The organism is Eubacterium ramulus, assembly GCF_003122485.1.
Classification (GTDB): domain Bacteria; phylum Bacillota; class Clostridia; order Lachnospirales; family Lachnospiraceae; genus Eubacterium_I; species Eubacterium_I ramulus_A.
In genome coordinates this window covers 1-15,485 of the sequence record NZ_JRFU01000164.1, presented here as the reverse complement: position 1 = coordinate 15,485, position 15,485 = coordinate 1, and the positions used below count along the sequence as shown (strand labels likewise).

General features: G+C 34.2%; 15 protein-coding genes. 6 read left to right on the top strand and 9 right to left on the bottom strand.

The genetic code is table 11. The annotated features are described in order from the left end of the window. The first annotated feature begins 100 nt into the window (after positions 1 to 100). From LG34_RS13995 to LG34_RS13975, 4 genes are all read left to right on the top strand, one after another. Entirely contained in the window at positions 101 to 319 is a 219-nt protein-coding gene (locus LG34_RS13995; RefSeq protein ID WP_109216613.1) for a tyrosine-type recombinase/integrase, read from the top strand. A gap of 153 nt (positions 320 to 472) precedes the next feature. Next, the gene (locus LG34_RS13990) at positions 473 to 1,039 is read left to right on the top strand and encodes a hypothetical protein (protein ID WP_109216612.1); all 567 of its coding nucleotides are present in this window, start codon (positions 473 to 475) and stop codon (positions 1,037 to 1,039) included. A 123-nt stretch (positions 1,040 to 1,162) separates the two neighbouring features. Beyond that, positions 1,163 to 1,360 carry a hypothetical protein gene (locus tag LG34_RS13985; protein ID WP_109216611.1) on the top strand — a complete coding sequence of 66 codons (198 nt, stop codon included), beginning with the start codon at positions 1,163 to 1,165 and terminating at the stop codon, positions 1,358 to 1,360. A gap of 872 nt (positions 1,361 to 2,232) precedes the next feature. Beyond that, positions 2,233 to 2,472 carry a DUF6061 family protein gene (locus tag LG34_RS13975; RefSeq protein ID WP_109216609.1) on the top strand — a complete coding sequence of 80 codons (240 nt, stop codon included), beginning with the start codon at positions 2,233 to 2,235 and terminating at the stop codon, positions 2,470 to 2,472. A gap of 10 nt (positions 2,473 to 2,482) precedes the next feature. On the opposite strand, the gene LG34_RS13970 is transcribed toward LG34_RS13975, so the two are convergent. The 6 genes from LG34_RS13970 to LG34_RS13945 form a co-directional block, all read right to left on the bottom strand. Beyond that, a complete protein-coding gene (locus tag LG34_RS13970; RefSeq protein ID WP_109216608.1) occupies positions 2,483 to 4,684 on the bottom strand; it encodes an AAA family ATPase in 2,202 nt (733 codons plus the stop codon). Positions 4,685 to 4,749: 65 nt separating this feature from the next. Beyond that, on the bottom strand, positions 4,750 to 7,500 hold the full coding sequence (locus LG34_RS13965) for an Eco57I restriction-modification methylase domain-containing protein (protein WP_146190238.1): 2,751 nt from the start codon (positions 7,498 to 7,500) through the stop codon (positions 4,750 to 4,752). Between the two features lie 11 nt (positions 7,501 to 7,511). Continuing rightward, entirely contained in the window at positions 7,512 to 8,369 is an 858-nt protein-coding gene (locus LG34_RS13960; RefSeq protein WP_109216606.1) for a DNA-methyltransferase, read from the bottom strand. A gap of 215 nt (positions 8,370 to 8,584) precedes the next feature. Continuing rightward, on the bottom strand, positions 8,585 to 10,021 hold the full coding sequence (locus LG34_RS13955; protein ID WP_109216605.1) for a plasmid recombination protein: 1,437 nt from the start codon (positions 10,019 to 10,021) through the stop codon (positions 8,585 to 8,587). Positions 10,022 to 10,278: 257 nt separating this feature from the next. Continuing rightward, positions 10,279 to 11,274, bottom strand: a complete 996-nt coding sequence (locus LG34_RS13950) for an AAA family ATPase (RefSeq protein WP_109216604.1) — start codon at positions 11,272 to 11,274, stop codon at positions 10,279 to 10,281. 14 nt (positions 11,275 to 11,288) lie between these two features. Then, complete coding sequence (locus LG34_RS13945) at positions 11,289 to 11,525, bottom strand: hypothetical protein (protein WP_014078576.1); 237 nt, start codon at positions 11,523 to 11,525, stop codon at positions 11,289 to 11,291. Between the two features lie 151 nt (positions 11,526 to 11,676). Here LG34_RS13945 and LG34_RS13940 point away from each other — a divergent pair, with 151 nt between their 5' ends. Continuing rightward, complete coding sequence (locus LG34_RS13940; protein WP_109216603.1) at positions 11,677 to 12,108, top strand: helix-turn-helix domain-containing protein; 432 nt, start codon at positions 11,677 to 11,679, stop codon at positions 12,106 to 12,108. A 57-nt stretch (positions 12,109 to 12,165) separates the two neighbouring features. Beyond that, on the top strand, positions 12,166 to 13,221 hold the full coding sequence (locus LG34_RS13935) for a tyrosine-type recombinase/integrase (RefSeq protein ID WP_109216602.1): 1,056 nt from the start codon (positions 12,166 to 12,168) through the stop codon (positions 13,219 to 13,221). Between the two features lie 203 nt (positions 13,222 to 13,424). Here the strand turns inward: LG34_RS13935 and rpsI are convergent, their stop codons facing one another. From rpsI to LG34_RS13915, 3 genes are all read right to left on the bottom strand, one after another. After that, positions 13,425 to 13,817: a 30S ribosomal protein S9 gene (gene rpsI, locus LG34_RS13930; protein WP_021738935.1), complete on the bottom strand. Its 393-nt coding sequence runs from the start codon at positions 13,815 to 13,817 to the stop codon at positions 13,425 to 13,427. Between the two features lie 22 nt (positions 13,818 to 13,839). Further along, positions 13,840 to 14,271, bottom strand: coding sequence for a 50S ribosomal protein L13 (gene rplM, locus LG34_RS13925; protein WP_109216601.1), 432 nt, complete (start codon positions 14,269 to 14,271; stop codon positions 13,840 to 13,842). A 450-nt stretch (positions 14,272 to 14,721) separates the two neighbouring features. Further along, positions 14,722 to 15,282 (bottom strand): histidine phosphatase family protein, encoded by a 561-nt coding sequence (locus LG34_RS13915; protein WP_109216599.1) that lies wholly within the window; start codon positions 15,280 to 15,282, stop codon positions 14,722 to 14,724. Positions 15,283 to 15,485: the final 203 nt, after the last annotated feature.

The window sequence follows — 15,485 nt, the reverse complement described above, 5'->3', positions numbered from 1 at the left end:
GTGGCTCTCGCCACACCGGACTGGCGGCTCTGCCGCACCGTAATATTCATATCGCAATTATTATGATTCATACTGGATCCCGTTAATGATACAGCTAAAAATGGGCGAATTTGTAATTGAGAAAGATAAAAAAGAGCCTGTTTACAAAGGACACAGACCGCATGACTGCCGCCATACCTGTGTTTCTCTACTGGTAGAATCCGGCGTTGATGATCGCATGGTTAAAAAGATTGTAGGACATAAAGGACAAGGCGTTACACAACAAGTTTATACGCATCTTGATATTGATGCACTTGTCGATGCCATAGACAGAATTTAATGAAAGGGGTGATATATTTTGATTGTATTATAAAAAGGCTTTATAGTACCGCAAATACTACAAAGCCAGACACCCAATAATAAGACACCACTCAAATTATAGGGAGCGTGTTTATTGTAACATTCTCCCACCAAAAAGAAAAGGAGAAACATTATGGCAAACAGAAAAATTGAAAATTTATTGGAAGTATATAGTAATATCAGTATGGCTAGAGAAATTGCGCACGCAACATTACTAGAATTATCAAATAATATGGATGAAAACAATGATCGTTATATTGTTTTAGGTGTTATTGACCAATTAAAAATTATAGGTGAAGCACTTGAACTTTTTGATGAGACTATGACAGTCAAAAGCAACGTTACTAATGATACCCCAGATATTTATAATTCAAGTGAATTAATGAAAATGATCGGCAAAAGTAATGCATCCGCAACACATGTTGAAGAAATTCAAGATATCGCAAACGCCAAAAATATTACTGATTCAGATGCCCTTATGTTTGGCTGTGATACATTTAATTGCGGTTTTATCTATGGGAAACGTGAAGAACGTGCCAATAAACAGGAAACCGATGCATTAACACAGGATGATAATACCACCAAAAGTACCGATGAAAAAGAATGGTACAAAGAAAAAATAATTGAAAAAATAAAACAATGCGATGACTTGCATTGGATTCGGACAATTTATGCATATCTTAAAGGGTTGTTAAAATAGGGGGCAAAATATTTATGGATTACAAAAAAGAAATATTAGAAATGGTAAATAATATAAAAAACAAAGATATATTAATTTACATTTATAATATTACAAAGGATATTATAAAAGAGGATACAGAAAATGAATAATAAAAAACAATACGATACAAATGTTTTTGATATGAACAACATAGGCTCAATCCAATGCGTTGCCGTTGCGAAAACAGAAAAGGCAAAAGACGATTTATTGAAAAGAGCCTACATGGTTTTGTTTTCACCAGAAGAAAACGATATTAACTGTTGGGTTCTGTGCCGGGAAGAATCGGAGGTTCTTATTTGAGACGAGGGTGCGGACAAAATTCTGTGTAAACTCCCAAAAAAACATCATATTTCCTCTTTGATTGATAGAGTAATAAACTCCGTTACATAAAAACCGTATATGTCAAATATAGCTTTGTAGCATACAAAAACAAGACCGCTGCTCTCTTTGGGTAACGGTCTTTTGTATTGTTATATCTGCTGTTCTATATGATTATTCTTTTGGCAGCAGGCACAGATGGCATGATATAACATATCTATCCCGTCTAAAACGGCATAGTATTCCTATATAGTCAACATGAGTTATCCATTGTAACGGTAGGCTCCGTATTTTACGGGGTCTGCTTTAAATGCAGTACCTACAAATGGGTATACTACACCTGTATTTACAGTATTGCAAACAAAAGCCATTGTTTGGGAGTAATGGTTTTCTGTCTGATCTGCTGTAATTCTTCCAGATTTTCTAAGTAAGGCAATGTGCATTTGCCTTTTTCCACATTTTCAAAAAATCCAGTTTTAAAATATTGCCAGATACGTTACAAATCGCATCTAATTTGGGATAGTAGTGATAATATTCTCTTTTTCAAAATTTGTCAACTAAATTTGTGTGCTACGTGTGTGCTACGTGTGCGCTACCGTCAAAAATCAACCACTTTTCAGCAACTTTTTCCAAAACGCAAACATAAGAAAAACCCTTGTAAACACTGGGTTTGCAAGGGTTTTTGTAATCTCTTTGAAATTGTGAAAACTATCTCTTTGAGAATGTTTTGATAGCTTGAAAAGCCCACAAATAGGGGATTTGTGTATGACAGTGTTGCATATGTGTTGTATGCGGTTGACTGCCCACATGTTCCCTGAACTACTCATATCTTTGACAAAGAAAGGACTAATACTATGAAAATACATTTTGCTTACTACAATCAATACAAGAACGGAATTGATATTGCTTTTGCTGATAATACACTTCTATTCTTATCCTGTGCTGATGCTGAAAAGAATCTCCATACTACACCTAACTCTCAAAGGCTTATTGATAACCTTGCAATTGATAATCCACTTATGTATGCTGCACTTGCTCTTGATTGCGAGTTGCAAGCTTGGGCTGATGCTATGGATGAGGATTGGAGTCCGTAATGTACTACAATCATTCGGTATTTTCATTAATTCCCATCATCATATTATAATGCTCAATATGATTTGTATATTCGAATATCTTTTTAAATACTTCCTGATATCTTTCTGATGAATCATCCAATGCTTCAACATACAAATCATCCGGCATACAATGTGATCCATCATTTATCCAAGATAATAATGATCTGCAGATTTCCTGACTTTCGTAATCAGGAAACTTATTTATCAATTCGTCATCTTTATATTTCCCCAATATTTTAAAATAATTCTCAATTATTCGTCTCATAACATTTTGTATAGTAATGACAGAATTAGCATTTTGTTCTTTCAATTCTTTCCACAACAACTCATATGAAGAAGATATTGGATTTTCAGTTCCATAATACTGTATATTTGTAACACCATCCTTTTTCCTTAGAATCCAATAATGAATATTCTTATTAGGGTTATTTCCATTTCCCATAAATGAAAGTTCTTTATGAAAATACACATTATGCGTCAATACAATAACCTGCTTAATATTTACATTTCCATCTAAAACTTTATTAATCACATCTTTTAAAAGTGAACTTACTACAAATAGTACATTGCTATCTAAGCTTGAAATAGGATCATCAATAACTATTATTCTGTCCTGTGTAACCTCTTCTTCATTTTGACTACCTTTAATCCATTGAAGAAAATATAAAAAAGTAATAAATGTCACTTCTCCTTCACTTAATGTAGACTCTACCAATGTCCCATCGGGTCTTCTTATTTGATAATGATTATTTTTTTCTGTTGATGGCGCAATTGAAAAATTGTTAAATCCATAACTTACTAAAATCCTATTAATTTCATCAACCGCTGGTTGTATACTTGTAACTGATTTATTCTTTTGTCTGATTTCTAACTCAATAGTACTCTTTTGATTTTCATATTGAATCTTTTTATTAGAAGCAGCTTGAATACCCTTTGTAAATCCTGCCACTTTATTTTTATGTTGACTGATTAATTCACTATTTTCTTGTGCAATTAAATACCATATGTCGCAAATCAATTTTTTCTTTTCTTCCTGATAATTGTCCACAAGATTATTATGTTTTTTTACTTCTATATTCTTTATTTCAATTATTTTGTTAATTTCATCAACAATATCTTCAACACTCGTAATCTTTATCTTTTTTCCTGGCTCATTTATTTTTTCATCAATTTGTAATTCATTATTTCTAAAACAATTAACTAACTTTTCTTTTAATTGTTGTATTTTAAGCTTCTCGTCATCTTCAAAATCATAATTTTCAATAGATTCCAAAAATGAAATAATCACCTCTTTTTGACACAAATATTGACTTTTACTTGTTTTTAGTAACTCAACATCTCTTTCAAATTCTTCATCAAAAAAATCCTCTAATTGCTTTTTAAATGCATCATCTATTGTATTTTTTTGACAAAAAGGACATTGACTTCCAGAATAAAGAAACTTTCTTCCTTGATTTACCCAATCACTATTTCCCAATTTTATTATCAGGTCCGCAATAGGGATATCTCTTTTACCCACTATACACTTATCCCATATGGATAAATTTTCTATCTGTTTTATACTTGCAATTGCTAATTTATTAAATCCATCTTTCTTTTCTGGTGGATCTCCTAATAATTTAATTGCTCGTTTTTCTATCTCGTCCCTATCAACATTCTCATTTCTTGACAGTTCTATTCCTTTCACTTTAGAAGCAAAAGTATCTTTTTTCATAAAGCCAACAAAAGCTGCCTTAAATTTATCTTCATTGGCTTTATATACATCCTTCCATATTATTTCTTTAAAATCCGCCTCTTCTTTCTGAATTTTACTGTTTAATGATTCAATGGTATTTTTGTTAGCAATAATATTTCGTTTTAAATCTTCCAAATCTGCTTTCTTCTTATTGATTTCTTGTATTTCTTCTGTCGTTGCTTGTCCAAGAGTAAAGATACCAGCAATATCACTTTCTTTGAAATTTTTTTCTCTAAATGTTTTATTATAAACAAATACTCTTTCAGCTACATTATTAGCCCACTTAACTTGACAATCAGAATATTTTTCTAATTCAAAATTTCCTAACAAATTACTAATAGTAGTTTTACCACATCCATTTGCACCATAAATATAATTAATTTTTTCAATATTATCTATGGTAACTCCTTTATCATCATATGTAGCCACATTTTTTATAACTATCTCTTTTATCAATTGTTTTCTCCTCTATCAAACCAATCATATATACATTTTCTTGTTTCTTCTATAAAAGCTCCTTTTCATTTTACACAATGTCTTGTGTGCTGAAGTGATAAAAGAGAATCCTTTATTTTATCATATAAATCTTGTGCCCCAATTGATTGAAGTACTTTATTGTCGAACTCTCTACGTGCCGGATCTTTTAATTCATCTTCAATATCCATAACTTCTCTGTTCTTAATAATATCAAATAGTCTAATAATCTCTTCAGCATCCGGTTGAGATATTTGATCAATATCTATCATATACATATTTTTCAGTCTAGCACTACTTGCATCAAGCACTCCCAACCCTCTTCCGAATCCTATCGCTTCTATTGCAAACATTCCATATATAGAATTTAAAACAGCATGTACCAAATCAGAATCATACCTTTCGGATTTTAATAACATTCTAGTAAATCGCTGATCCACAAAAGTTCTTTCCTTAAATTTTGCCACAAACAGCCTTTTGTCAGGATTCAATGCCGTAACAAAATCAGCTCTTGACGCATCATCCATTTCATACCAATAACACCCAGGTTTTTTTAATGCAATTGGAAGTGGTTTTCCAACGCCATTATTTATGTGTTCAAACTTTTCTATCCAAGTAAGTGCCCCTTCATGCCCCAACTCTTCTAATTCTCTTTTACTTCTATGGCAACAAAATGCTTCTATGTCTGTTTCTGCATCATATGATTTTAATCTAGCTGGATTTTTTAGAACCGGACGTATATATTCTTCTTCAATATCATTTGTATCGGAAGGATAAAATAAATCGTTCCAGCCTCTACGCTCTCCTCGCCTAACATCTAAGAATTTTGAAACAGGTACTAATTTATTCACCAACTTTTTCATCCATAACACATCATGAAAAAGAGTATTAATTGTAAGTCCATAATTTGTTATATTATTAATCTCCTCATAACTGTACTTTTTAAATGTCGCCAACTTAGGATCCAACATTTCGTTCAGAATAATGCTATTTACTAATACTTCAACCTCGTCATCCCCTATACTATGTATATCTTTTCTTACTAACCAAAATGATACTTTATGTTGTATATCAGGTTGTGAAATAATTTTCTTCTGCATTATTAATAATGTACCAACAACATCGGCATTTTTAAACCATCTCTTATTGTCACTTGCAACTACTGCTTCTATATCATAATAATATTGCAGTGCATCAAAAAATTTTCTTCCAATATCTGTTCCCAACCATGAATTTGATAAGATAATTCCAAGTTTTCCATTAGTATCTAATAATTCATACAACTTAAATGGTATAAAATTATATAAATCTGTTTTACCTAACGTAAATTCTATACCTGTATTATCTTGTATATTCTTTCTTATTTGAGTAATAAACTCCTGTTCATCTTTCGCGATTTTATTATATTCAACAAATGGTAGATTAGAAATAATTGCTCCAAACTTCGGAATAATCCTTTTTATTTCCCTTCCATCAATTGGACTTTTAATCTTAATTTCATCGCCAACATTAACAGAAAAAACGTCTCGTTGAAACATATTTAATGGTATATTTATTGCCTGAATATCTGTTATTGATATATTAGCAATCTGAAGTGGATATGCGTATTTATCCGAGACCCAAGTACTAACGAAAGCCTTTTCCGTCATTGCAAATCTTTTAGCCTTATTCTTAATTATAGCTTTTGCAATTGTACCAGTTCCAGCACATAAATCTGCACAATCTTTATTCCAATCATCTACTGTGATTCTAGATAAGAAATCAGCCAATATTGTAGGTGTTGCATATTGTCCTCTTATCTCTCTTTTTGAAACATTAACTGTTTTCTCTAGTAATTCCTGTAATACTGATTGATCTATTTTATCTATATTGTTATCAACTAAAAATTGATTAAAATCCACAATATCTATCCAAGTATCCTCTGGTACTAACTCATTGAAATCAACTTTTTTGAATATATTGTAAAAGTCTCCTTCATCAATTATCTGTTGAATAATTTGATTTCCATTCTCTGGTGATATTGTAAAATCAATTTGATTAATTTTATATGCACAATTATGATATTTCTTTATTGCATTAGCAAACATAATTCTGTTAGTCCAATTTAACAATATTGTTTTTGCATATGCAGAATACATATTGTTTTCATCTTTATCATACTCTTCATGAAAAGCATTCCACCATACTTTAATTCTACTTTCCATTCTTGTATTACGACTTGCTTCTATTGTGATATTTTCTGCAACTATCTCTTTGTTTCTCTGTATCAATTCCGCCATTATTGACTCTGAAACAGTTCCCGTTATTGATGATGTAGTAATTTTTCCAGTAACTAAAAAATCATTTACGGTTAATACAATATCTTTAATAATTGGTAACCATTCATCCTTATATGTACTAACATCTTCTCTTGATTTAATATGACTTGTCCCATCCCATACTTTAGCTTCCTCAAAAACACCTTGCTGATTCTGTAAATATAATTTACCATATGTAAAATTCCATATGACAAAACTATTTAATCCTAATGCCTTTGCCTTCCTTGTTGCATCTGCAATCAATGCCTCATCCGTAATTAATACATCGGGCATTTTGAGTTCCCAGCCTTGTAATATTTTAGTCTGTGCCTCATCTTCATACAATAAAACATCTGGAAACATACTCTTCTTATTTACAGAGAGTGTGCTTTCTCCACCTGCACTCTTAATCTTTAATCCCAATCCATTCAGCATTACTTTTATCTCTGAAATAATTACGATTGCCCAACTTCTTTCATTTCTTCTGATAATTGTCCCCATACATTTCACCTTCATCTTTCTTTAAATTCTGCTATAAGATTTTCCTCTTTTATATATTTACGAGTTTTTTTATCTAATCCTTCCCATGCTAAGAATAATCTTCTTTTTGCTACATCAATATAATCTATTTCTTCTTTTTTAAACAATGCAACATCTTCATTCTTTTCAATTCCAATAAAATTTCGCCCTTCCATCAATGCTGCCACTAAAAATGATCCGCTACCAAAAGTATTATCAAGTACTATATCCCCTGGATTTGTATATGTCCTTACCATATATCTGCCCAGTTCTATAGGCTTCTGTGTTGGATGAAGAACTGCACCTTCTGATTCTGCTGTTTTAATATAAATAACATCTGTAGGATAACGGTCTCCATCACTTGCTACATGCACTGGTTCAAAGTCTCCATAATTACCACTAAGCTGATTTTTTCTTATTCCTTTATCATATGGTTCTCCCTTTGTCATTTGAGGATGATATGTTGGCTGTTTTTTATAAAAAACGCAAACATCTTCATGTTTTCTTAATGGTTGCTTTTTAGCATTCAAAAAATTAGTTGGCTTTGATTTTTCCCATACCCACTTATACTTATAAATATTAGGTTGGCTCAAAATCAACTTTGCAGTAAAAACTCCATTAGATGTTAAAACAATTGCCCCATTGGGTTTTATTATTCGATTATATTGTTTCCATAACTCATCTAAAGGAATATAACTATCCCATTTATTTTGTGTCATACCATATGGTAAATCACACAAAATCATATCCACACTTCCAGCTGGTATTTTTTTCATATACTCTAAGCAATCGCCTTCAAACAATTTGTTGATCACATTACTCATATCTATATTATTTTTTTCACTATTCATGCCTTATCTCCTCGAACATATTTTCTGTTCATAGTATATCATTTTATTTTGTCGAACACAAGTTCCTATATCTGTTTTTTCATATAAAAATCCAAGATAAATTTTAACATATATCTTCCGTTTTTTCCACTTATAAAGAAAATACCTTTATTGCACTTTAGAAGTATCACAAAGGCTATTAAAACTTTTTCAGTCACAATAGCCTTTGATAATTTTTATCTCCCCTCATACACCTCCCACAATCTCTTCTGCTCCGCTCCTATCCTCAATATCTCCTGCAAATCTCTTGCCATTGCCTCAACATTAGCATCCATCTGTTCAACTGTACCAGTACGATTACCTGCCGTAATCTCCCATTGAACACTCTCTTTTGAGTAATATTCCTTAGTGCCCACATTCATATATCCATACAATGAATATGAATAGCCATCGCTTTTCTCTATGAATACCGGTGCCACTTCTCCTCTAGAAGTTTTCCATATCATCAGTCTTGGAAACCAGCATAAGCCTTCTTTAATCAGTTCCTTGAATGCCCCAAGCAGCTTGCCCAGCTCATTCAATATTCCACGGAATGAATTTCCTGCCTCTATTGTCTTATCCGCTTCTACCTGATTAGCATATTCTTCTATCGTAGGTGCAAATAATCTGAATGACGATACAAAATTCTTGATTCTATCAAGCAATTTCGCTGCATCTTCTGCTTTTTCAATAGCATTTGCCAGCTCTTCATTTACCGATTGAAGTTCAGATCTTTTTTCATCGAGTTCCATTGATATCTGTTTTGATTCTCTACTATCCATTTCTGATAGCGACTTACTAATCCGCCGCATACTTTCCAGGCATGAAATATCAGACTCCAGTTTATCTTTTTTATCCGTATATTCTTTTTCAATAGCTCTATTTGCCTTAACTGCCCTATCCGATTCTTCCACCTGCTCTTGTAATTGTGTCAAATGCTTTGTCTCCTGAGCTACCTTATACTCTGCAACAGATAAATCATGATTTCGACCTTTCGACTTTTCTTTTATCTGTTTCCCAAACCAGTCATTCACTTCTTTATTCGCCACCTCTCGAAGCTCATCCTGCAGCACTCGTGATAACACATCTTTAGTAAATACCTTACGTTTTGACACCTGCTTGCTAAGACCTTTCTTATATCCATCTGCCACAGGAACTCCGACAATGTGCATATGCGGACTGTCCTCATCAAGATGAACCACAGCATTTGCAACTACAAACTGTGGAAGCCTCTTTCTAAGCTCGTCCAGTATTATCTGATATGACAATTTCATATATGACTTCATATCATCAAATTGCTTCCAGAACTCCCTGTCGCCTATTTGAATTATTATTTCAACTGCCATATCCTGTTCCTTACCTGCCACATGTTCAAAATAATCTTCGATTTTCCGGTCTTGTCGTGTCTGCTTTTTATTATATTCTTCTAATGCCTCATCGAATTCTTTATGATATACTGTTTTCACATCATCAATCAAATTTGATGTACCATATATGATGCAGATGTTGTCTTTGCTATAATCTGATGATTTGTATTTTCTCAGGTTATGCTTTGCAACAGCTGCAAGCTTAGATTTCGATGTAATGGCACTTTTCTTATTGCTCACATGAGCTGTATATGAAATATTTCCCATTCGCATCTCCTTATCTGTACTACCTTTTTATCTGTTAAATCTATCGGAGCAGTGCAGTTATCATCTTGGCTCTGCCACAGATGATAACCCCCTAGCAGTTTTGGCAAGCCAAAATTGCAGTGGGCTCTCCGAGGGTTTTATATATTATCTTTACTATTACCAAGAGTTTAATAATCTGTACTTTTTATAGTTGCAGACTCTAAACTCTTCCTAGAATTTAGAATCTGCTTTTCCAAACATCCAGATTGTTAAACTCTTTATTCCGGCATTACCCAAGTCCAGTAAATTGTTCCATCTTCTGCTTTTTCTTTATCTGATGTTATACCCAACTTTTTCTTTGCCGATAGAAGAGTATTTCTCTTAATGCTCCTTTTTGCAGCTTCCATCATTATTTCATTAGATGGAATCACCTTATTTGTACCAAAGTATTCTTTAATAAAATTCTCCGCAATGTCGAGCTTCTTTTTTCCTCTTCCTTCATTACCTGACAGAAGCTCATCTATGGTGATATCATAAGGTCCTATGCAGACCATTCCATTATCCTCCGTCATTTCAAATCCTATTGCATCCCCTGTTGGAGCTAATGAAGATTTATCATGTGCCATTATCCTGATATTCGGTTTATCACGGAGTCTTGCCACTAGCAGAACACTTCTGGCAGTTGCCTGTATATCAATAGAACCAAGTCCTCTGTATGTTGATTTACTGCCAGATGCCTTATTCATATGACCGATAAGAATAATTGCACAATTATGCTTTTCTGCTATTATTCCAAGATGCTTTAGCACCGGTCTTATTTCATTTGCTCTGTGCATATCAACTGTAGCTCCGATATATGCCTGAATCGGATCAAGAATGATTAACCTCGCCTTAGTCTCAATTATTGCCTGCTCTAGCCTGTCATCTGTCATTAATAATTCCTTATCTGTCTCATCAATAACACGAATCATGGAACAATCTGCTCCTTCCTTTTCTAATCTGGGCTTAATCGTATCTTCAATTCCATCTTCTGCGGTCTGATAAATGATATGAATAGGTTCATATTCTTTATCATCATCACAGGGGAGCGGCAAGCCCCTGCTAAGAGCTGCCGCTAACTTGAGAACCAAAGTTGTCTTTCCTTCTCCCGGATCTCCTTCAATAATTGTTATCTTTCCGTATGGTATATATGGATACCATAGCCATTCCACCTCCTTTGAAACCACATCCTCCATATGAATAAGTTTCAGTTCAACATTCTGCTTTTCAACCATATTCATCCTCCTTGCTATACTGCTTCTTTGTTAAAATATCCTGTTTCTTCCCAAACTTTTTTATCCGGACAATAATAGCTGAACTCATTTGAGCTCCCTACCTTTATTGCCGTTCCAAATTTGAGTAATCCTTGTTGTATTCCCAGCCTTACATACTGTGCGTCCTTCCCTATTGCACTTGCAATCTCTTTTATTGGTACATTTCTCCCTGTAAAAGCTGGTAAATCACCCTGATAGATAACTTCTGGCATCTCTACCACCTCCTCTTTTTATATAGAGCATTTCTTGCTCTGTTATGTTTTGTATTATACAGACCTTTATTTGCTCTGTCAATAGTTTAAAATTTAATGTTGACTATTAAATATTAGTGTGTTACATTTACAATCACAGGAGGTTGAAGCAATGAATACAGGTAAAAAGATTAAATTGATACGAACCTTTCGTGGTTTAACCCAAAAGGAACTAGGTGAAGCATGTGGAATACACGAAGTTGCAATCCGCAAGTATGAATTAGGAAAAAATATTCCTAAACCGGAACAATTAAGAAAGATTGCAGAAGCACTTAATGTAAATGTCAATTCATTAGCAGAATTTGATATTGAAGCTGATGGTGATGTACTACCATTACTATTTGCAATTGATGAAAAGTTTGATGTGTCTCTCAAAGACATTGATGGCGAACCGGGAATATTTTTCTCTGATAAGAATCTTGTACAGTTCTTAAAGGACTGGCAGGCTATGAAAGAGCTTCTTGCATCTGGCAGCCAGACAAAGGACAACTATGAGATATGGAAAACAATTCGCCCAAGCGTGACAAAGGTAACCCACGAATAATAATCATTTTATCCGTTTGCTATCAGCTTTCTAGTAAATAGCGAAAGGATGGTGCTTATGAAGTTACCCAACGGATACGGAAGCGTTGTAAAACTTTCCGGTAAGAGAAGAAAGCCTTATATCGTGCGAAAGACTGTAGGCTGGCACTATGATAAGGAAAAAGACAAACAGGTTCAGGAAATGATAACAATTGGATATACAGCAACCAAAGCTGAAGGCTTGCAGATGCTTGCTGAATATAACAACAATCCATTTGATACTACTGCCGCCAAGATGACATTTTCAGATGTATATGATGAATGGTCAAAGCGTAAGTTTCCTACAATTTCTGAATCTAATGTAAAAGGATATACTGCATCGTGTAAGACATGTGAATCCCTTTACAACAAAGTATTTAAGGATATCAAACTTGTTGATTTACAGACAGTTATTGATACCTGTGGAAAGAATTATCCCACACTAAAGAAAATCAAAGTTTTGTTTAATCAGCTATATGATTACGCCTTAAAGAATGATATATGCAACAAAGATTATTCAGGCTATGTAGATGTTGTTCAGTACAAGGATCGCAATCCTAACAAATACGACAGAAACAAATTCGAGAAAAATGAGATTGACCTTCTATGGGAGCAGAAAGAAGACAAATATTATCAGATAGTATTGATGCTCATATATAGTGGAGTCAGAATTTCAGAACTGCTCGATTTAAAGAAAGAAAATGTTCATCTGGACGAACAGTATTTTGATGTTATCTGTAGTAAAACAGAGAATGGTATCAGAAAAGTTCCAATCGCCGACAAGATTCTGCCATACTACAAAGCCTGGTATGAATCCTGCCCTGAATGTGAATATCTGCTTCATACAGAAGACGGAAAACATTTTGAATACAGGAACTACTATGATAGCTATTTCAAGCCACTTATGGAACAACTTAATATTAATCGTACACCACACTGCTGCAGACATACATGTATATCTATGTTAGCAGAAGCCGGTATTAATCAGACGATTATCAAGAAGATTGTGGGACACTCTGGTGCTATGACACTCACAGAGAAAGTATATACCCACTTTGATATAAAGGAGCTTGTAGATGCGATTAATGAAATTTAGGAAACAATCGGTGCCATGCGCAAAAAGAAAGGACATTTCCCAATATCACTACTGAAAAATGTCCTATACATATCAATATCTTTGTTGCATACCTGCTGCATATGTGTTGCATTCGATGTAAATTCCAGCACATCTGACGGCATTCCACAACTTCTGTAACCCTTGAAAAATGGGCTTTTCTTGATATCTTCGTTCTTGAAAGATTATCTCTTTGAGAACTGTGGTGCACGACGAGCAGATTTGAGACCGTATTTTTTACGCTCTTTCATTCTCGGGTCACGTGTTAAGTATCCAGCTTTCTTCAGAACTGGTCTGTAGTCAGCGTCTACTGTAAGTAATGCACGTGCGATACCATGTCTGATAGCACCAGCCTGTCCTGTGTAACCGCCACCTTTAACGTTTACCAGTACATCAAATTTGTCAACGTTCTCTGTAGCTACTAACGGCTGACGAACGATAACTTTTAATGTCTCAAGACCAAGATACTCATCGATATCTCTTTTATTGATTGTGATTTTACCTGTACCCGGTACAAGGTAAACTCTTGCGATAGATTTTTTTCTTCTTCCTGTTCCGTAATATTTAGTATTAGCCATGATTATTTACCTCCTTCACCGATTAAAATGTCAGAACTTCTGGTTTCTGAGCTGCATGTTTGTGATCTGGTCCAGCGTATACAAATAATTTTTTGTACATCTGACGTCCAAGAGGTCCTTTCGGGAGCATGCCTTTAACAGCAAACTCAATAACTCTTTCCGGATGTTTAGCCAGCATCTCTTTTAATGTAGTCTCTTTCATTCCGCCTACATAATCAGAGTGATGATAGTAAATCTTCTGATCTAATTTTTTACCTGTAACTTTGATCTTCTCAGCGTTTACAACGATTACATAATCACCTGTATCGATGTGCGGTGTGAAGACAGCTTTGTTTTTACCTCTTAAAACCTTAGCGATTTCAGAAGATAAACGTCCTAATGTATATCCTGTAGCATCAACTACATACCATTTTCTTTCAACTTTGTCCGGGTTGGCCATGAATGTGTTATTCATTGATTTTTCCTCCTTGAATAAATTTGCGGCTTCCACAAATGTGAATGTCCGGACACATCTGCTTCCTGCCTGTTAATTTTGAATAATGTGTCTGCATTATCCGGGTTTTGTTTTCTCTGACTTGTGGAGAATCATCAAAAACTCTGCCCTGCTGTCGGGTCCCAACCGACCGCCTATATATGAAATGCTTTTTTGCACACAAAAACACTCTTTGTCAGACTTGTATATTATAGTACAGCGTGCTCCCTGTGTCAACGATTTTTTCCATAAAATTATGCTATTCATTTCATTTATCATATATATTCAAATAACGTTCCTGCTTATCTGAAAATGTGGTAAAAAACATATGATGAGCAAGTGCATTTTTCATGTTTTTGCTGATTTCCTCTCCTATGTTTTCAACTTATGATTTCTAATTCCGTACTTTGCAAACTCATTCACATGTTTTGTTCACTCTACCCACTCATATTTTTTCAGTTCGCAGTTTTTAATTCCAAATTTTGCAAACTCTTCGTTGGTCATATCATGGAAATAAGATTCGATCACTCTTGAAATACCATTGTGCGCCACCAACAGATATGTCTTTCCATCGTTCCGCTCTTTAAGGTCGTCCAGCAAGTTGTAAATTCTCTGGCAGAGATGCAGCATCGTCTCACCGCCCTCATAGCTGCAGATAAAATTTGTTTTTGCTTTCTGAAACTCCGGTGCATTTCTTGGTGAAGTACCTTCGTATTTTCCAAAATTCTGCTCTTTCAAACGCGGTTCTTCGATTGCCGGAATTCCTGTGATCTCAGAAATATGTCTGGCGGTATCTGCTGCACGTATTAATGGTGAATACAAAATCTCATCAATCTGCAATCCTTCTTCCAAAATTTTCTGTCCAAGTGCAATTGCCTGCTCCTGTCCATATTCCGTCAATGCAATGTCCGTGGAACCACAGATTTTATCTTTCACATTCCAGAATGTCTGTCCATGACGCGTAAAATATACACATTTCTTATTTTTACTCATTTTCATACCTCAATTTTATTCTGACGTTCTTTAGCTTTCAGATACATACATTTACTTTTATAATTCTTTCAGTTGAAAAATAATGCCATTTGTATTCATTCTCATCTGATTTCAAACAATTGAATCATCTACATTCTAGACCGATTAATCCTTCTGTTCATCTCAGTCTGAGTTGAGACTCCCACTTCTGCAAGTGGTGAGTA